Annotated in this window: 16 protein-coding genes; 13 read left to right on the top strand and 3 right to left on the bottom strand. The window is 43.9% G+C overall.

Going from position 1 to position 20,340, the window contains the following annotated elements; all coding sequences use genetic code 11:
• Positions 1–60: 60 nt before the first annotated feature.
• Positions 61–882 carry a glutamate racemase gene (gene murI / locus DWX28_RS09830; protein WP_022215680.1) on the top strand — a complete coding sequence of 274 codons (822 nt, stop codon included), beginning with the start codon at positions 61–63 and terminating at the stop codon, positions 880–882.
• A gap of 14 nt (positions 883–896) precedes the next feature.
• On the top strand, positions 897–1,343 hold the full coding sequence (locus DWX28_RS09825; RefSeq protein ID WP_118252577.1) for a DUF1934 domain-containing protein: 447 nt from the start codon (positions 897–899) through the stop codon (positions 1,341–1,343).
• A gap of 56 nt (positions 1,344–1,399) precedes the next feature.
• Here the strand turns inward: DWX28_RS09825 and DWX28_RS09820 are convergent, their stop codons facing one another.
• A complete protein-coding gene (locus DWX28_RS09820; protein WP_022215682.1) occupies positions 1,400–1,849 on the bottom strand; it encodes a hypothetical protein in 450 nt (149 codons plus the stop codon).
• A gap of 229 nt (positions 1,850–2,078) precedes the next feature.
• Between DWX28_RS09820 and DWX28_RS09815 the strand changes: the two genes are divergently transcribed.
• From DWX28_RS09815 to DWX28_RS09765, 11 genes are all read left to right on the top strand, one after another.
• On the top strand, positions 2,079–3,614 hold the full coding sequence (locus DWX28_RS09815; RefSeq protein WP_022215683.1) for a polysaccharide deacetylase family protein: 1,536 nt from the start codon (positions 2,079–2,081) through the stop codon (positions 3,612–3,614).
• Between the two features lie 28 nt (positions 3,615–3,642).
• A complete protein-coding gene (locus tag DWX28_RS09810) occupies positions 3,643–5,043 on the top strand; it encodes a polysaccharide deacetylase family protein (RefSeq protein WP_118252576.1) in 1,401 nt (466 codons plus the stop codon).
• A 30-nt stretch (positions 5,044–5,073) separates the two neighbouring features.
• The gene (locus DWX28_RS09805; RefSeq protein WP_243002400.1) at positions 5,074–6,387 is read left to right on the top strand and encodes a trigger factor; all 1,314 of its coding nucleotides are present in this window, start codon (positions 5,074–5,076) and stop codon (positions 6,385–6,387) included.
• A 122-nt stretch (positions 6,388–6,509) separates the two neighbouring features.
• Positions 6,510–8,009, top strand: coding sequence for a polysaccharide deacetylase family protein (locus DWX28_RS09800; RefSeq protein WP_118252575.1), 1,500 nt, complete (start codon positions 6,510–6,512; stop codon positions 8,007–8,009).
• A gap of 241 nt (positions 8,010–8,250) precedes the next feature.
• Complete coding sequence (glgB, locus tag DWX28_RS09795) at positions 8,251–10,137, top strand: 1,4-alpha-glucan branching protein GlgB (protein ID WP_118252574.1); 1,887 nt, start codon at positions 8,251–8,253, stop codon at positions 10,135–10,137.
• A gap of 105 nt (positions 10,138–10,242) precedes the next feature.
• Positions 10,243–10,476 carry a hypothetical protein gene (locus tag DWX28_RS09790; RefSeq protein WP_022215688.1) on the top strand — a complete coding sequence of 78 codons (234 nt, stop codon included), beginning with the start codon at positions 10,243–10,245 and terminating at the stop codon, positions 10,474–10,476.
• A gap of 155 nt (positions 10,477–10,631) precedes the next feature.
• Positions 10,632–11,846, top strand: a complete 1,215-nt coding sequence (locus DWX28_RS09785) for a CobW family GTP-binding protein (RefSeq protein WP_118252573.1) — start codon at positions 10,632–10,634, stop codon at positions 11,844–11,846.
• A gap of 21 nt (positions 11,847–11,867) precedes the next feature.
• On the top strand, positions 11,868–12,821 hold the full coding sequence (locus DWX28_RS09780; RefSeq protein WP_022215690.1) for a TIGR03943 family putative permease subunit: 954 nt from the start codon (positions 11,868–11,870) through the stop codon (positions 12,819–12,821).
• Positions 12,822–12,835: 14 nt separating this feature from the next.
• Positions 12,836–13,414 (top strand): aminoacyl-tRNA hydrolase, encoded by a 579-nt coding sequence (gene pth, locus DWX28_RS09775; RefSeq protein WP_022215691.1) that lies wholly within the window; start codon positions 12,836–12,838, stop codon positions 13,412–13,414.
• Complete coding sequence (gene mfd, locus DWX28_RS09770; RefSeq protein ID WP_118252572.1) at positions 13,411–16,731, top strand: transcription-repair coupling factor; 3,321 nt, start codon at positions 13,411–13,413, stop codon at positions 16,729–16,731. The genes pth and mfd overlap by 4 nt, the downstream gene beginning before the upstream one ends.
• A 125-nt stretch (positions 16,732–16,856) precedes the next feature.
• Positions 16,857–18,401: a peptidylprolyl isomerase gene (locus DWX28_RS09765; protein ID WP_022215693.1), complete on the top strand. Its 1,545-nt coding sequence runs from the start codon at positions 16,857–16,859 to the stop codon at positions 18,399–18,401.
• A gap of 59 nt (positions 18,402–18,460) precedes the next feature.
• Here the strand turns inward: DWX28_RS09765 and DWX28_RS09760 are convergent, their stop codons facing one another.
• Both DWX28_RS09760 and DWX28_RS09755 read right to left on the bottom strand, forming a co-directional pair.
• Complete coding sequence (locus tag DWX28_RS09760) at positions 18,461–19,612, bottom strand: DUF4317 domain-containing protein (protein ID WP_118252571.1); 1,152 nt, start codon at positions 19,610–19,612, stop codon at positions 18,461–18,463.
• Positions 19,613–19,689: 77 nt separating this feature from the next.
• Positions 19,690–20,331 (bottom strand): hypothetical protein, encoded by a 642-nt coding sequence (locus DWX28_RS09755; RefSeq protein WP_022215695.1) that lies wholly within the window; start codon positions 20,329–20,331, stop codon positions 19,690–19,692.
• Positions 20,332–20,340: the final 9 nt, after the last annotated feature.

The raw sequence follows: 20,340 nt of genomic DNA, 5'->3' as shown, positions 1-20,340 counted from the left end.
TGTGGCTTTTTCTGAGTCTTACATAGCAAACAGAACATAAAGGACTGGAGAAATAGATTTATGAAAATAGACAGAGATGCACCGATCGGTGTATTTGATTCCGGAGTAGGCGGTCTTACCGTAGCCAGGGAGATCATGAGAAATCTTCCATCGGAGAAGATCGTTTATTTTGGCGATACGGCGAGAGTTCCTTATGGAAGTAAATCCAAGGATACAGTCATCCGCTATTCCAGACAGATCATTCATTTTCTGGAGGAGCAGCAGGTCAAGGCAATCGTGATCGCCTGCAACACGGCAAGTGCATTTGCCCTGGATGCAGTGAAGGATGAACTGGATATCCCTGTACTTGGAGTGATCGAAGCAGGAGCCAAGGTTGCTGCAAAGGAGACACGCAATAAGCGAGTCGGCGTGATCGGAACGCTTGGAACTGTCGGAAGCGGTATTCATGAGGCGTATCTTAAACAGCTTGATCCGGAGATCACAGTGATAGGCAAGGCATGTCCGTTGTTTGTTCCGCTGGTCGAGGAAGGATGGCTTCATGATCCTGTAACTACGGAGATCGTGTCCAGATACCTTCAGGAACTGAAGGATAAAGAAATTGACACACTGATCCTCGGCTGTACACATTATCCGCTGATCCGTTCTACGATCAGAGAAGTCATGGGTGAGGGCGTGCGACTGGTTAATCCGGCATACGAGACAGCCTTACAGCTGAAGGCACTTCTTGCAGAGATGGATATTTCCAGCAGTGGAACAGGTGAAGAGGATTTTCCGTATCGCTTTTATGTCAGTGACCTGGCAGATGAGTTTAAGGATTTTGCAAATTCTATCTTGCCATATGATGTTTCAATGGCAAAGAAGATCGACATAGAGAAGTATTAAAGAGGAGTAAACATATGAATAAAGATGTACTGATACATGTACGCGGGCTCCAGATGATGGAAACAGATGATGCACGGGAGCCGATCGAGATCGTAGTTCCGGGACAGTATTATTTCCGAAACGGAAGTCATTATCTCCGTTACGAAGAAATGCTGGATGATACCGCAGAGACTACAGTAAATTATATCAAGATGTCACCGAACGGAGTAGAAGTCCGCAAGCAGGGACAGGTAAATGTACATATGGTTTTTGAGGAAGGCAAGAAAAACAAGACTTTTTACAATACGCCATATGGTACGCTGCAGATGGGAATCTCAGCGACAGGACTGGAACTCAAGGAGAGTGAAGACGGCATTCAGATGAAGGTGGATTATGCTCTGGATATGAACGAAGAGCATGTCGCTGACTGTTATCTGACCGTACAGGCACAGTCCAAGGATTCCGCGGATTTTGTTTTATAAAATCAAATTAAAATGCCCGTAAAGCTGAAATACTTTACGGGCATTGTCTTTCGATCTTATTTGTCTTTGCTGAACATTCTTTTGAAAAATCCCTTTTTCTTAGGTGCCGGTGCTTCAAGAGAACCACGGATTCCTTTAACTCCAACGATGTATAAACCGCTTACTTCGGCTTTTACTTCTTTTTTGACAGGGATCAGGTCGAAAACCTTCTCATCTGCGATCAGTATGGAGATCTTCGGACCAACCTTAGCCTTAACGATCGGCAGTTTGGAACGGCGCATCAGCTTAGGAGCCTGGTCAATGACCATCTGCGGCAGACCGGATTCTTTGAGTGGAAGTCGTTTCTTATCGATGATCAGCATGGAAACAGTCTGTTTTGCAGCTTCAATCTGTGCCTGCTGTTCTTCTTGCTTCTTCTGAGCTTTCTTTCCGAAGAAATAAAGTGCAACCAGGGCAATGATCAGAATGACCAAGATAACAAGAAGGACGATGCTAAGTGTACTCATAGATACCCTCCTCAGTGTGTATATTACAAATATTTATGCGAAATATATTCTATCATTATTTATTACAAAAGGCAAATAAATTCACGAAAATTCCGTGAAGAAAAAGGAAAACGGTGGAAATTATATAGTTAAACAGGTATAATGAAAAGAGCGAAATCTAAAGACAGGGATAAATACAGAAATCCCGGGTATACTGGGGATTACAGAAAAAAAAGACTAAGGAGTTAGTATGGAGAAGGATAATGGTAAAAGTCGGAACAGGCACCAATACAGGGAAAGAACGACTGCTTCTGTAAGAAAAGAAGATCTGACCGAGGAAGAGCGGATTCGGGAACGCCGGCGCAGGAGACGGGCGCTGCAGAGGAAACGGCAGCGTCAGAGAAGGATGATCCTGATAGTTATGGCGTTGGCAGCAGTAGTTATTATAACTGCGGCAGTCCGTGGAATTGCAGGACATTTTTCTTCGTCGAAGCCGTCAGCCAGCGGCACAGATAAAGAAACGACGGCAGATGCTTCCGGTTCTTCTGTTTCCGGGGGAGACAAGACAGAGCAGGAAACCGCCAGCAGCAAAAGTTCACCGAAAGATACACTCAAAGCTGCTGAACTTAAAGCGACACAGTATGATTATGACGGTGCGATAGAACTTCTTAAGGCAGATACATCATATAGCAGCGATTCAGATATGCAGAGTGCCGTTAAGAAATACGAAGAGGCCAAAGCTTCCTGTAAATCATGGCCACTGGAAGAAGTGACACATGTTTTTTATCACATTCTTATCAAAGATCCGAGCAAAGCTTTTGATGGTGATTACAAGGAAGCAGATTATAATCAGGTCATGACCACGATCGATGAATTCAACAAGATCACACAGACCATGTATGATAAGGGGTATGTGATGGTAAGCATCAAGGACATGGCTACTGTAAATGAGGATGGAACCATGTCACCGGGAGAGATCCTTCTTCCGGAAGGTAAGATCCCGTTTGTACTTTCTCAGGATGATGTCTGTTATTACCATTATATGGATGGTGATGGATTTGCCTCCAAACTGGTTGTAGATGATGAAGGCAAGATTCGAAATGAATATATTGAGGATGATGGAAGTGTATCAGTAGGTGACTATGATATGGTTCCATTGATCGATCGTTTCGTAGAAGAACATCCTGATTTTTCTTACAGAGGAGCCAAGGGAATCGTTGCATTGACCGGATATAATGGAATTCTGGGATATCGAACAGATATCAGCTATGAAACACGTCCGGCAGATCTGGATGATAACAAAGTTGAATGGCTGGATGCACACCCGGATTTCAGTCTGGACAAAGAACGGGAAGAAGCAAAGAAAGTTGCTGATGCTATGAAAGAGGATGGATGGTTGTTTGCCAGTCATACCTGGGGTCATCAAAACATCGGACAGATTTCTCTGGAACAGCTTCAGGCAGATACACAGAAGTTCAAGGATAATGTGGATCCCCTGATCGGAGGAACGGATATTATTATTTTTGCATTTGGTACGGATCTGACCACTCAGGAGGACTATTCCGGTGATAAATTTGAATATCTCAAGAGTGTCGGATATAATTATTATTGTAATGTAGATTCCAGCAAATATTTTGTGCAGATCCGGGATCGCTATTTCCGTCAGGGAAGACGAAATCTGGACGGATATCGTATGTACTATAATCCGGATCTTCTGGAAGACCTGTTCAATGCAAAAGATGTTTTTGATCCAAGCAGACCGACTCCGGTTCCACCGATGGGTTAAACAAATAAGAAAGAAGGAGTTACTAACTATGAAGAAAAGAGCTGTGATACTTACATGTATTTTGTCAGCTTCGATACTTCTGAGCGGCAGTTATATTCTGCCGCTTTTGAATCATATAGCAGAAAAAGAAACCAAAACAGTAAAAACTTACCAGACTGCTTCTCAGGATGAAGCAGAGACAGACAGCAGTGAGGCAGATGCCGGAGACACAGAGGACACTGATTCTGAGAAATCCAGTAAGGATCAGACAGTTCTCGATCAGGCAACGATCATGTACGAACAGTATAATTACGATGAGGCGATCAAACTTCTGAAGGGTCAGAAAGATTTTACGAAAAACAAGGACTATATGGACCTGGCAGCCAAGTGCCAGATTGCAAAGTCTTCACTTGTAGAGTATCCACTGGAACAGATCACACATGTGTTTTTTCACACACTGATCGAGGACACTTCCAGGGCTTTTGACGGAGATTCCAAATCCGGAAACTACAATCAGGTTATGACGACTGTCAGTGAGTTCAATAAGATCATTCAGATCATGTATGATAAGGGCTATGTTCTGGTAAGCCCGCATGACATGGCAACAGTGAACAAGGATGGTACGATGAGCCGCGGCAAGATCATGGTGCCGGAGGGCAAGATCCCGTTTGTGCTTTCTCAGGACGATGTCAGCTATTATCATTATATGGATGATGATGGATGTGCATCCAAACTTGTACTCGATGAAAATGGAGATGTAAAAACAGAATACATTGATGCAGATGGAAATGTTCTGGTAGGAGATTATGATCTTGTTCCGCTGTTGGATTCTTTTATCAAAGAACATCCGGATTTTTCCTATCATGGACGCAAGGGAATCCTTGCGATGACAGGTTATAACGGAGTACTGGGATACAGAACTGATATAGCCTACAAGACCAAAGAAAATCTTCAGGATGACCAGAAGAAATTCCTGGATGATAATCCTGATTTTGATTACGACCAGGATGTTAAGGAGGCAACGAAGGTAGCAGATGCCATGAAAGCAGAGGGATGGGAATTTGCGAGCCATACCTGGGGACACATGAATGCAACAGAGCGTTCCGCAGAGGATCTTGAGACTGATGATAAGAAATGGAAAGCTTATGTGGCTCCGATCCTTGGTGATACAGATATGGTCATCTTTGCGTTTGGCGCGGATATTGGTGACTGGGAGGGATATTCTTCTGATAATCCGAAGTTCCAGTATTACAAGAGCGCGGGATACAATTATTTCTGCAACGTAGATTCCAGTCAGTATTTTGTTCAGATCACAGATCAGTATTTCCGCCAGGGAAGAAGAAACCTGGATGGATATAGAATGTACTATAACCCGGATATGCTCAGTGACCTTTTTGATGTTTCTGATGTATGGGATTCTTCCCGGCCGACTCCGGTTCCGGAAATGTAAATAATAACCAGATTTGAAAGGAGATTTTTCATGAAGAAAAAAGTAGTAGCAGCAATGTTAGTAACTTGTATGGCGGTATCTCTTACTGCGTGTGGAAGCAAGGACAGTTCTGATAAGACTGATAAGACTACCGCCAAAACAGAAACGGCTTCTGACAATTCTGATACGGACAAGACAGATTCCAAGACTTCTGATTCCAAGAAGGAAGAGACAAGAATTATTTCGGTAAAAGATGTTTCTGATTATGTTACAATTGGAGATTACAAAGGACTTACACTGGATCGTTATACACAGGCAGTAACAGATGATGATGTGGATGCAGAAATCAACTATGAATTACAGGACAAGGGAACAGAGGTTACAGATGGAACTGTTGAATATGGAGATATTGTGACCATTAATTTTACAGGTACTGTAGACGGTAAAGAGTTTGACGGAAGTTCTGCCGATGACTATGAACTTGTTGTCGGTGAAGGAGATATGGGAATCGATGGTTTTGAAGATGGTCTGGTTGGAATGAAAAAGGGAGAAACCAAAGAACTGACTCTTACTTTACCGGAAGGTTACAGCGAGGATGATTCTCTTTCCGGTAAGGAAGCTGTTTTTAAGGTGACTCTTCAGAAATTTACAAGAGCATCTGAACTGACAGATGAATGGGTTGCTTCCAATACAGATTACAAAACTGTAGATGACTATAAGAAATCTGTAAGAGAGGAACTGGAAAAACAGGCATCCACGACAGCAGATAATGAATTGTATGCAACAGCATGGTCTGAGGTACTTGATACATCTGAGATTAAGAAATACCCGGAAGAAGATGTCAAAAAAGCAGAAGAAAGCTATAAAGCACTCAATGAACAGACTGCAAAAGACAATGGAATGGAACTGAGTGATCTGCTGGAAGCATGGGATCTGACAGAAGATGAATTTAATGAAGAATGCAAAAATTATGCAGAATCCAAAGTTGAACAGAATCTGATCGTTCAGGGAATCATTGATGCTGAGGGACTGAGTCTGAGTGATGCAGAGACAGAAGAATTAAAGAATAACCTGATTCTGGACTATGGAGTGGCAAGCATTGATGAGCTGATTGAAACATATGGAGAGGATGAAGTAAATGAATCACTGGCACTTCTTCGTGTGGAGAAATTTATTGTAGACCAGTCTACTGTCAACGAAAAGACAGGAAGTGCAGAGGATTCTATTGAAAACGAAGATGCATATACTGAAGCAGAAGATACCGGTTCAGACCTCACTGAATATGATGGAAGTGAGGAAACACAGGATGAAACGGAAGAGAATATGTCAGAAGAGTCAATTGAGGACAATACAGTAGAAGAGTAATGAATAAATAAGAAAAGACAATTGTATTTCCATAATAAATGCGTTATGATAATAAGATGAATGCGTTTCTGAAGTACAGGCAACAGTAACGCTAGAGATATAAAATACAGCAGGTGGAAATCATGGATAAGAAAGTATTGCGTGAACGAATACGCAAAAAGCAGCAACAGATGAGAAGACGTAAGATGATGCGCCTGGGCGCATATGTCATTGCAGTCATTCTCGTAGTTATATTTGTTATAAGGGGAATTCTGATCCCCGTTGTCAACAGAATCGGTGGAAAGAGTGTTGATAAACCGGCACAGGTTCAGGCAGAAACTGATCAGACGAATGTGAATTCCGATACAGTTTCAGACGGAACAGACAGCACGGCGGATACAACGACGACATCAGCAGTCAATTCAGCGGCAAGATATCCACTCAAGAATGATCTGGCAAAGGCATCGCAGATGTCTATTGGATGGAATGAAAATGAAAATGGTAAATGGTATCAGAATGCAGATGGCACTTATTTTGCCGGAGGTATGCAGGAAATAGATGGTTCCACCTATTATTTTGATGAGAATGGTTACATTCAGACAGGATGGATAAGCGTTGGATTTGATGATTATTACTTCAATGATGACGGTACATATGATCCAAATACACATAAACCACGAATTGCACTTACCTTTGATGATGGTCCTGGAGAATATACAGATGAACTTTTGGATTGTCTGGAAGCGAATAATGCACATGCGACATTCTTCATGGTAGGACAGAATGTAGGTTCCTGGGAATCAACCGTACAGAGGATGGTCGATCTTGGATGTGAGATCGGTAACCATACCTGGGATCATCCAAGTCAGACTTTAACAAATATGTCGATTGATGATGTTGTCACAGAATTCCAGAAGACAGACGATGCACTTGTACAGGCCTGCGGACAGGCAGCAACGGTAGCCAGGGCACCTTATGGAGCAGCCAATCAGGATATCTATGATGCAGTACAGAAGCCGTTCTTCATGTGGTCTCTTGATACAGAAGACTGGAAGCTGATGGATGCAACAGCAGATTATGATGCCGTTATGAATGGCGATCTGACAGATGGTACAATCGTACTGATGCATGATATTCATGAACCTTCCGTTCAGGCAGCATTGAAACTGATACCGGATCTGGTTTCACAGGGCTATAAACTGATGACAGTCAGTGAACTGGCAGCAGCCAAGAATGTAACATTACAGAATACGACATACTCACAGTTCTGGGACAGCCAGCTTCAGGCAGGAACGGTTCCGGGATATAACGGTAATACGGATTCTACAGATGGAAGCGATGCATCAGATGGATCTGAGAGTTCTGCGGACACTGAATCTACAGACGACAGTTCTACAGACAGTACTGATGTCAGTGACGGAAGTTCTTCCGATGGAGATTCTTCTGATGGCAGCAGTGACAGCAGTTCTGGGGATTCCGGCGGAGACGGCTCTTCAGGAGATGGAAGTGATTCAGAAGATTATGACTCTGGCGATGACAGCTCCAGTTATGATGACTCGGGAGACAGTGGAGACTCTGGATACGATGATTCCGGAGACTACTATGATGAGGATTCCGGCGACGATTCGTACGATACATACTAAATAAGAAATACAAATGAGGACAGAACAGAAATAACAGTTCTGCCCTCATTTTTTTGTAGGGAGATTGTAGTAACAGGACATACTTTTAATTGACGTAAACAGTCTGGATTGGTATAATATGTCTATAAATCGGCTTGAATAAGAGGAGTAAAATGTGCAGATTACCGATAATCATATACTGCACAGACAGGACTCTATATTTTCAGCCTGCTCAATTTTGAATTAAGGGAGGAATTTCTGGATGGGAGAGAAAATGCAGTTTACAGAACTGGATCAGTATCTGTTCGGGCAGGGAACTCATTACGACATCTATAAGAAATTAGGAGCTCATCCTACCACACAGCATCGCAAGAAGGGTGTCTATTTTGCAGTCTGGGCACCGAATGCAAGATATGTTTCTGTAATCGGTGATTTTAATAACTGGGATAATCAGGCAAATCCAATGAACAGAGTCGGTGAGATCGGAGTATATGAGATCTTTGTTCCGGGTGCCAAAGTTGGAGATCTGTACAAATTCTTTATTGTCGGATATCATGGAGAAGAACTTTATAAGGCAGATCCATACGCAAATGAAGCAGAACTCAGACCGGGAACGGCATCAAGAATTACAGACATTACGGATTACAAATGGAAAGATACCACCTGGATGAAGAAGCGTCCGGAATTTGACGAGAAACGTGAACCGATGGCAATCTATGAAGTACATCCGGGTTCCTGGAAGAAACATCCGGTAGAGAATGAGGATGATCCGGGATTTTATAATTACCGTGAATTTGCACATGAACTGGCGGCCTATGTCAAAGAGATGGGATATACTCATGTAGAACTTATGGGAATTGCAGAGCATCCATTTGACGGATCCTGGGGATATCAGGTAACAGGATATTATGCACCGACTTCCAGGTATGGTACTGCACAGGATTTCAAATATATGGTGGATTACCTGCACAGAAACAAGATCGGTGTTATACTCGACTGGGTTCCGGCTCATTTCCCGAAGGATGCACATGGACTTGCCAATTTCGATGGAACTGCTGTCTATGAGCATGAAGACCCGAGACAGGGTGAGCATCCTGACTGGGGAACCAAGATCTACAATTACGGACGTCCGGAAGTCAAGAACTTCCTGATCGCCAACGCACTGTACTGGATCGAGGAATGCCATGTAGACGGCCTCCGTGTAGATGCAGTTGCATCTATGCTCTATCTGGATTATGGCAAGAAAGATGGCGAGTGGGTTGCCAATAAGTACGGTGATAACAAGAACCTTGAAGCAATAGAATTCTTCAAACATCTGAATACCGTTGTACTTGGAAGAAACCACGGTACGGTTATGATCGCAGAGGAGTCTACCGCATGGCCGCAGGTTACAGGGAAAGCAGAGGACAATGGTCTTGGATTCTCACTGAAATGGAACATGGGCTGGATGAATGATTTCCTGGAATACATGAAACTGGATCCATATTTCCGTAAGGGCGATCACAATAAGATGACTTTCTCAATGACATATGCATACAGTGAGAGATATGTACTTGTCATTTCACATGATGAGGTCGTACATCTTAAGTGTTCCATGCTGAGCAAGATGCCGGGATATCCGGATGACAAATTCAAGAACCTTAAGGCAGCATATGCGTTTATGATCTTCCATCCGGGCAAGAAACTTCTGTTTATGGGTCAGGACTTCGGACAGCTTCGTGAGTGGAGTGAGGAGAGAGAACTTGACTGGTATCTTCTTAAAGAGGACAACCACAAGGATCTCCAGAATTTTGTCAAGACATTGTTTCATATGTATAAGAAATATCCTGCACTGTATGCAGGTGACAATGATCCAGAAGGATTTGAATGGATCAATGCAGACGATGCAGACAGAAGCATTTTCAGCCTGGTTCGTAAATCACCGACCAAGAGAAATAACCTCCTGTTTGTAGTAAACTATACACCGGTAGAACGTCCGGATTATCGTGTTGGCGTTCCGAAGAAAAAACAGTACAAACTTATCATGGATGAGCATGGACTTCTGGACAAACCGAAGGTATTCAAGGCAGAAGCACAGGAGTGCGACCACAGAGAATTCTCTTTTGCATATCCGCTTCCTGCATATGGAATTGCTGTTTTTACATACTAAATTTTGTTGTAAAAGGTCTTGCAATTTCAGGAAATATGGTTTATACTGAGCGCGAATTACAAAGTAAATAGGAATTGATAATAAGATCTCGAAAGGAGAACTAAGATGAAAGTATCCAATATTAAAGACGTTGAGAAATTTTTCGAAGTAGTAGATAGCTGCACAGGCAGAGTAGAACTTGTAACAGGTGAGGGAGACAGACTGAACCTCAAATCCAAATTATCCCAGTATGTATCTCTGGCAAACATCTTCTCAGGCGGAGAGATCCCGGAACTTGAGATCGTTGCTTACGAGAAAGAAGACATTGATAAACTTCTGAACTTCATGATCAACGGCTGATCAGACAATAAATGCAGTGGGGGCGTGACTGGTTCATGTCCCCATTACCATATTAAAAGGTAAATTTAACCAGGGGGTGCATGCACTTCCTGGTCAAGCTACGTTATGAGTTAGCTTAATGAAACAATCGAAATAAGAAAGGACATGCATATATCATGGAAAGAACAAAAATTGATATTATCTCCGGTTTCCTTGGAGCCGGTAAAACAACACTGATCAAAAAACTTCTCAAAGATGCTTTCAAAGGTGAGCAGGTTGTACTGATCGAGAACGAATTTGGTGAAATCGGTATTGACGGTGGATTCCTTAAAGAAGCAGGAATTGAGATCCGTGAGATGAACTCCGGCTGTATCTGCTGCTCACTGGTTGGCGATTTTGGTGCATCCCTTAAGGAAGTTATCAGCAAATATCATCCGGATAGAATCCTGATCGAGCCATCAGGTGTCGGCAAACTGTCAGATGTTATCAAAGCAGTTCAGGGTGTTGCAGAAGAGACAGGACTGGTTCTTAACAGCTACACAACTGTTGTAGATGCAAAGAAATGCAAAATGTATATGAGAAACTTTGGTGAATTTTTCAATAACCAGGTTGAATATGCAGGTGCGATCATCATGAGCCGTACCGATATCGTAGATGAAGCAAAAGCACAGGCTGCAATGGAGCTTCTTCGTGAGATCAACCCGAAGGCAGCAATCATCACCACACCGATCGAGAAACTGGAAGGTGCAAAGATCCTGGAAGTTATGGAACATCCGGTATCTCTGGAACAGGAAATGATGGAAGAAGAAGTTTGCCCGGAATGCGGACATGTTCATGAGCATGGACATCACCATCACGACCATGATCACGAAGAGCATGAACATCATCATGACCACGATCACGAGGAACATGAGCACCATCATCACGACCATGACCATGAAGAGTGTGGCTGCGGACATGACCATGACCACGATCACGAGGAACATGAGCACCATCATCATGACCATGACCATGAAGAGTGTGGCTGCGGACATGATCATGACCACGATCATCATCACGATCACGACCATGATGAATGCGGCTGCGGACATGACCATCATCACCATCATCATGCAGACGAAGTTTTCACAAGCTGGGGCCGTGAGACAATTAAGAAATACACAAGAGAAAATCTTGAAAAGATCCTTGAGACACTGTCTGAGACAGAAGAATATGGAATCATCCTTCGTGCGAAAGGAATGCTTCCGGCAGAAGACGGAACATGGATCTACTTTGATATGGTTCCGGAAGAAACAGAGATCCGCAGCGGGGCACCGGAATATACAGGACGTCTCTGCGTAATCGGTTCCAAACTCAACGAGGACAAACTGGCTGAGCTTTTTGGCCTGTAATAACGGAGGATCATACAGACTATGGAAGAAATCAAAGTGCCGATTTATTTAATGACAGGTTTCCTTGAAAGTGGAAAGACTTCTTTCCTGAATTTTACTCTTCAGCAGGATTATTTCCACATTGATGGAAAGACCCTTCTGATCCTCTGCGAAGAAGGAGAAGAAGAATACGATGAGGCTGCACTCAAAAAAAATAATACAGTTGTAGAGATCATCGAAAGTGAAGAAGAATTCACTACTGAGAGACTGGTAGCAATGAGTATCCTTCATCAGCCTGAACGTGTTATCATCGAATATAATGGAATGTGGCTGGTAAGCAATTTCGAAAAAATGCAGCTTCCGGAAGGATGGGGCGTAGAACAGCAGATCACCTGCGTAGATGCCAGCACTTTCCAGATGTATATGGCAAACATGAAATCCATTTTTATGGACATGATAAAAAATACTGACATGGTTATTTTCAACCGCTGCAAAGAAGACGATCCGCTGCCGACTTACCGTCGTGGGATCAAGGTTGCGAACCAGAGAGCAGAAGTCATCTTTGAGGATGAAGAAGGCGAGATGGGAGATATTTTCCAGGATGAGATGCCATTCGATATGGATGCACCGGTCATTGACATCCTGCCGGAAGATTATGGTATCTGGTTTGTAGATGCAATGGACCATCCGGAAAATTACGAAGGAAAAACCGTCAAATTCAAAGCAAGAGTCATGAAACCGCGCGGAATGGGAAGCAAATTCTTTGTTCCGGGACGTACCGCAATGACCTGCTGTGCAGATGACACAACATTCCTTGGCTATGTATGCAAGAGTGCTTATGCGCCGAAACTGGCCCCGGGATCATGGGTAGAAGTCACTGCAAAAGTTGCTATAGAGAAGAGAAACGAGTACCAGGGAGAAGAAGGTGTCGTTCTCTACGCAGATCATGTAGAAATCTGCGAGCCACTGGCAGATGAAATGGTTTACTTTAATTAAGCGAGGAAATTTGAATGTACTTGATCGTAGGTTTGGGAAATCCCGGAAGGCAGTATGAAGCGACACGCCACAACATGGGATTTGATGTGATTGACAAACTGGTAGAAGAATACCAGATCCCACAGGGCGGTGTGAAGTTTAATGCCATGTACGGCAAGGGGATCATCGGAGGGCAGCCTGCTCTCCTGATGAAACCTCTGTCCTATATGAATCTCAGCGGAGGTCCGGTCCGGGAGATGGCAAACTACTTCAAAATTGACCCGGAAACAGAGATGATCGTGATCTATGATGACATCGATCTGGATCCGGGCCAGCTTCGTATCCGCAAGAAGGGAAGTGCCGGAGGGCATAATGGAATCAAAAATATCATTCAGGAGCTCGGTACACAGAAATTTGTGCGTATCAAAGTCGGTGTAGGTGCCAAGCCGCAGGGCTGGGATCTTGCGGATTATGTTCTTGGAAGATTTGGAAGTGAAGACCGCAAACTCGTTGATGAGGCGCAGGACCGTGCATGCAAGGCAGTGGAACTGATCCTGTCTGATGGTCCGGATGCCGCCATGAATGAATTCAACAAGAAACCGGGGGTTGTATGAAAACATTTTTGCATCCTCTGCAAAATCTTGCAGAGATGGAAGCAATTTATACAAAAGCAAAAAGTAATCGTGGAATACTGGAGATAAGTGGTTGTATGGAGTCCCAGAAAGCTCATTTAATATATGGGCTTTCCGGGCTTTTTACATCTCACCTGATTTTGGCAGAAGATGAGAAAGCTGCGAAGGAACTGTACGAGGATTATCGTTTTTATGATAAGAATGTATATTACTATCCGGCGAAAGATCTGCTCTTTTTTCAGGCAGATATTCATGGAAACCTTCTGATCCGCCAGAGAATGCGTGTGATCAAAGCTCTGCTGGAACAGAAAGAAAACATCACTGTTGTCACGAGTATAGACGGATGTATGGATTATCTTCAGCCGCTTGACAAAATAGAAAAACAGCTGATCCATTTTCGAAATGACAGTACGCTGGATATGGATAAACTCAAAGATGCGCTTGTGCATATGGGTTATGAGCGTGTAGGTCAGGTGGAAATGCCGGGACAGTTTTCTGTCCGGGGCGGCATTGTGGATATTTATTCCCTTACCGAAGAAAATCCGTGGAGGATCGAACTCTGGGGAGATGAGATCGACTCGATCCGTACGTTTGACTCACAGAGCCAGCGTTCCCTGGAAAATCTTGACGAGATCATGATCTATCCGGCGACAGAACAGCCGGCAGAAAAGGGCGGCGTTTCTTTTCTTGATTATTTTGCAGAAAAAAACAGTCTTGTTTTTCTTGATGAGCCGAACCGCCTGGAGGAAAATGCCAGAGCAGTAGAAGAGGAATTTCGTCAGAGCTGTGAAAACCGTCAGCAGAAAGGTGAAGAAAATATTTCCCAGAACTGGATGTGCAGATGGGAAGATCTGAATCACAAGCTGAATAATCGAAACTGCATTTCTGTATCACTGATGGAACCAAAGAGGGCAGACTGGAAGATTACAGAGCAGTTTAACCTGACAGTCAAATCCATGAGTTCTTATCAGAGTAGTTTTGAACTTCTCGTCAAAGATCTCCGACAGTACAAGAAACAGGGATATCAGATCGTGCTTCTTTCCGGTTCAAGGACAAGAGCGGAGCGTCTTGCGAAGGATCTGCAGGATGAGGGATTAAGTGCTTTTTACGGACAGGATTTTGACCGTGTGCTGGAACCGGGCGAGATCATGGTCGCTTATGGTCATGCACGTAAGGGATTTGAATATCCGTTTATCAAATTTGCGATTATCACAGAAACTGACATTTTTGGAAAAGAGCAGAAGAAGCGTAAGAAAAAGAAAGAATACAATGGAAAACGTATTCAGGATTTCTCGGAACTTTCGATTGGAGATTTTGTAGTTCATGAAAAACATGGGCTGGGAATCTACCGTGGTATTGAGAAGGTTGCGGTGGATAAAGTTGCAAAAGATTATATCAAGATCGAATACCGCAACGGCAGTAATCTGTATATCCTTGCAACACAGCTTGATGCGCTTCAGAAATATGCGGGATCGGAGACTGCAAAACCGCCGAAGCTGAACCGTCTTGGCGGTCAGGAATGGAAAAAGACAAAATCCAGAGTGAAAGGTGCAGTCCAGAATATCGCGAAAGAACTGGTGGAACTTTATGCGGTCCGCCAGGAAAAAGAAGGGTATGTATGCGGTCCGGATACTGTATGGCAGAGAGAGTTTGAAGAAATGTTCCCGTATGAGGAAACTGAAGATCAGCTTGCTGCGATTGAGGACACCAAGAAAGATATGGAAAGTACCAAGATCATGGATCGTCTTGTGTGCGGAGACGTTGGATATGGCAAGACAGAGGTTGCGCTTCGTGCGGCGTTTAAAGCCGTGCAGGAGAGCCGGCAGGTCGTTTACCTGGTACCTACTACCATTCTTGCACAGCAGGTCTATAACACCTTTGTACAGCGTATGAATGAGTTTCCGGTACGTGTGGATCTTCTGTGCCGTTTCCGTACACCTTCTCAGCAGCAGAAGACGATCAGTGATCTCAAAAAAGGACAGGTTGACATAATTGTAGGAACACACAGAGTCCTGTCAAAAGATGTCACTTTCAAAAACCTTGGTCTGCTGATCATTGACGAGGAACAGCGTTTTGGCGTTGTCCATAAGGAAAAGATCAAGCAGCTCAAGAAAGACGTTGATGTACTGACACTGACGGCAACGCCGATTCCACGAACACTTCATATGAGTATGATAGGGATCCGTGACATGAGTGTTCTGGAGGAGCCACCGATGGACCGCGTTCCGATCCAGACTTATGTTATGGAGTACGATGAAGAGACTGTCCGTGAGGCAATCAACCGAGAGCTCCGAAGGGGCGGTCAGGTTTATTATGTATACAACAGAGTCAATGATATTGCGGATGTGGCGGCGCGTCTTTCCAAACTGATCCCGGATGCGCGGATTGATTTTGCGCATGGACAGATGAGTGAGAGAGAACTGGAAGCGGTTATGTATGCGTTTATCAATGGTGAGATCGATGTGCTTGTTTCCACAACGATCATAGAGACGGGGCTGGATATTTCAAATGTAAATACCATGATCATCCATGACTCAGACCGTTATGGATTGTCACAGCTGTATCAGCTTCGAGGAAGGATCGGACGTTCCAACCGTACCGCATATGCATTTCTGATGTACCGAAGGAATACGATGCTCAAAGAGACAGCAGAGAAACGACTGTCTGCGATTCGTGAGTATACAGACCTCGGAAGTGGATTCAAGATCGCGATGAGGGACCTGGAACTTCGTGGTGCAGGTAATCTTCTTGGTGCGGAGCAGCACGGACATATGAATGCTGTCGGATATGATCTCTACTGCAAGATGCTCAGTGAGGCGGTCAAGGAGGCAAAGGGAATCCACACGATGGAGGACTTTGAAACAACGATCGATCTGAATATGGATGCCTTTATTCCGGATACCTATATCAGCAATGAGTACCAGAAACTGAACATCTATAAGAGGACAGCAGGGATTGAGACAACGCAGGATTATGATGATATGCTGGAGGAACTTCTGGATCGATTTGGAGAGCCGCCGAAGGCAGTGCTGAACCTTCTGACGATTGCCCGGATCAAAGCTCTTGCACACAGAAGCTATGTGACGGAGATCAAGCAGATGGGCAAAGATCTGAAGATCACTTTGTATGAGCGTGCGAAACTGAATCCGGCAGGTTTCCCGGAACTGATGCAGAAATACAGACGCGGACTTCAGTTCAAGAATGAGCAGGAACCGAAATTTATCCTGACACCGGTCGGAAATCTTCTGACAGCACTTACGGATTTTCTGAATGAACTGGAGAAACTGGTGGAGGAGTAAAGTCAGTCAGGAACGAAACGTGTCTATTTTGTGAAAAAACAGCGTTTCTTATGGATAATCCTTGCCCTGAAGGGGAAAAAAGTTTATACTCATACTATTGAATTCAGGTAATCATGGAGGAAAATATGAAGGAAATGACAAAAAAAACAGCCGTTGTTGCTATGGCAGGCATTATGGCTGCAGGAATGCTTACCGGATGCGGTGAGAAGAAATTAGACGGAAGCAAGACGGTTGCTACAGTAGATGGAACAGAGATCCCGCTGGGCGTTGTAAGCCTTTCTGTCAGAGACGGTCAGATGCAGACAGAAGCTATGTACAGAAGTTATATGGGCGGCTCTGATTTTGATATCTGGGATACAGAAGCAGAGAAAGGCAAGACCTATGGTGAACAGCTTGTAGAACAGGCCCTCGAAGACGTAGAACTTATGTACATCATGAAAGAAAAAGCAGCTGATTATGATGTAGAACTGACAGATGATGATGAGAAAGCAATCGAAGAAGCAGCCGCTTCCTTTATGGAAGCAAACTCTGATGAGGCAATTGCAGACCTGGCAGTTACAGAAGATCAGGTCAAAACCTTCCTGGAACTTGAGACATACAAACAGAGAATTCATGATCCGATCATTGCAGATGTAGACAAGGATGTTTCTGATGAGGAAGCACAGCAGTCTTCTTTCAGTTATGTAAGTATCAGCACAGCAGATTTAAGCGATGATGAGATTAAGCAGAAGAAAGAAGATGCACAGAAGATCCAGGATGAACTGACCAAGGATCCAGAGGGAGATTTCGATGAGATCGCCAAATCTGTAGATGATTCTTATTCTTCACTGGAAGGTACTTTTGATGCAAATGATACCAGTGATGATGAAGATTCCGAGAATGAGGATTCTGAGGAAGACAGCAGTACATCCAGCAGTACTTATCCGGATGAAGTGATCAAAGTCCTCAGAACACTCGATGATGGAGAAGTTGCTCCGGACGTGATCGAAACAGATACAGCATACTATGTTGTAAAACTGAATCAGAAAAACGATGAAGAAGCAACAGAGACCAAGAAAGAGTCTATCATTTCTACAAGAGAGCAGGATCTGTATACAGAGACTACTGACAAGTGGATGGAAGATGCAGATATCAAAGAAGAGAAGAAAGTTCTCAAGACTCTCAAAGTAACAGATAACCATAAATATAATCAGCCAACCGCAACACCGGAGCCGACCGAGGAAGCTGCTGATACAACAGAAGATACTGAGGTAACAGAGACACCGGAGGCAGACGCTACTGAGACTCCAGAAGTTACAGAGGCAGCAAGTGCAACAACAACACCGGAAGCTACTGAGGCAGCAAGTGCAACAACAACACCAGAAGCTACGGAAGCACCTTCCTACAGCACAGACACATCTCTGACAGTCAAAGACGGAGATACTGTAAACATTGATTATGTTGGTAAGATCGATGGTACAGCATTCGATCGTGGAAGCACTGATGGAAAGGGAACAGACCTTGTGATCGGTTCTGGAAGCTATATTGATAACTTTGAAGATCAGCTCGTAGGTGCTCACCCAGGAGATGAAGTAGAAGTAACCGTAACCTTCCCGGATGATTATGGTGTGGATGAGCTTAATGGAAAAGAAGCAGTATTTGATGTTACTGTGAATGGAATTTACGAATAAAAAATCGTAAAAATCGGAGCCCCGCAGCATTCGCTGCGGGGCTCTATTATGTAAGGATATTAAATTTCCTCCGCATTATCCTCAGAAAAACTTCCCGTCACATGGATACCATTGATCTCAACATCACCCTCCATCGGAATCACGATACATTTACGTCCATCAATAATCTGGGTTTCAATTAACGCCGCGCGGTCCGGGTCTACGTGGATGACGACATCCGGGGTTTTGATCTCGGTCCGGCGGGTGTTGGTAATGTTGGATACCATCAGGGATGCATTCTCACCGGCGGTGGCTTCGTAGCACTGGTCGAAAGTTTCCATTTTTTCTTCTTCGACACCGCATTCCTCGAAGAGACGTTTCACTTCTGGTTTGGTGAGAACAGCGGGTTCAGGAGAATCCTTCTGTGCTTCAACCCATTCGTTCAGTTTTTCGTGGATATTCATGACGGTATCGTAAGCACAGTCCTCGCCCAGAGTTTCTTCTACAAGGGCATTAAAAGAATCCCTTTGGCCTCCGGCAGACAGCGGTGTATCGCAGCCAAACAGTTCATCTACGAAAGTACTGCGGAGCTGTTCTGCGTTCTTGGAGTAGTAGAGAAGTCCGTGGATATCTGTACTGCGGTCATTAAATACCGGGAACAGGAATCCAAGATCCGGCATTTCTACGATCCAGTCACGGATGCGGTCCTCGATATTGTTGGTTTCTGCATTGTAGCAGAGACCTGCTTTGGAAAGGTTTACAGGGCAGATGCTGCACAGAATATGATCATAGATCTCATCGGAAGCATCAAACATTTCCTGACCATCAGAAGATTTACCAGGGATATCGTATACAGCGTGGATCAGGATGATATAATAATTCTCACCGTAATCGTAAGATTCGATCACTTTGTCATAGAATTCATCCAGGATAGCATCATCCTGTAACTTACTGCCGCGCAGACGAAGAAGGAATTCCTGTGTGCCGCCTTCTTTTTCCTGCTCGAGAGGAAATTCCATATTGATCAGGTTCTTGCCGACAGTACCGGAAAGAGTTTTCTTGAAGATTTCAAAGTATTTGAACATTTCTTCTTCGGAGAGAGAAAGAAATGCTTCTTTCAGCTTGGTCTTTTTGTTTTTTTCTCCGTCAACGTAGCAGCCGCAGATTCGTGTGATGGCGCAGTTGTTGGGGGTAAACTGTTTCTTGATTTCTGATATTTCTTTTTTATTCATAATAAAACTCCTCGTGTTTGAAAGTATAGAAGGTATTTTTGCCAGAAAAAAAGGGCCTTGCGGCCCTTTTTAACAGCTTAGATCTTGGAATAACCGAAGCCATTTACCAATGCATCCAGTTTCTGTTTCTGGGCACATAAAGGACAGGTGGAAGCAGGATACGAACCATAATTTGGAAGATCCCTGTGATCAAAAATACTATAAACAGGCAGTCCGGCAATATTGGTAGCTGCACTGAAAATTGCAGCGATACCACGGATCGTGCCGCCGTAGTACAAGATACTCTCGATCGCACGGGACAGAGTTTCGCCTGTTGTGATAGAACCATCCAGGATCAGGATGTTCTTGTTCTTGATCATTGGCTGGATATTGTCACGGAAAATGATCTGACCAGAGTTATTGTATTCCGGAGCAGTGATATAAATAGTCTGGTGTGAGTTCATAGAATATACACCAGCTCTGGTAAGTGTCTCTGCCAGGTATGCACCGACAACCTCCAGTCCGCTCATACAGATGATCGTATCAACAGGAATACTTGTTTCATAGTTGGCAGCCAGTGCCTCTGCGACACGAAGTGCCTCTGAACTTCTGGAACGCATAGTGGTAAGGTCCAGATAATGGGTGATGTGAGACTGCGGTGTTGCAAAATGTCCAGGAATTACCTTAAGCTGAATTTTCTTGTCGCCGCGTGCACTGATTTTGGTCATTCTTGATTCCATAAAAATCCC

Origin of the sequence: Blautia sp. AF19-10LB (genome assembly GCF_003461245.1) — a bacterium.
GTDB lineage: Bacteria > Bacillota > Clostridia > Lachnospirales > Lachnospiraceae > Blautia_A > Blautia_A intestinihominis.
The sequence above is the reverse complement of the archived record's forward strand: the minus strand, read 5'-3'. Positions and strand labels throughout refer to the sequence as shown.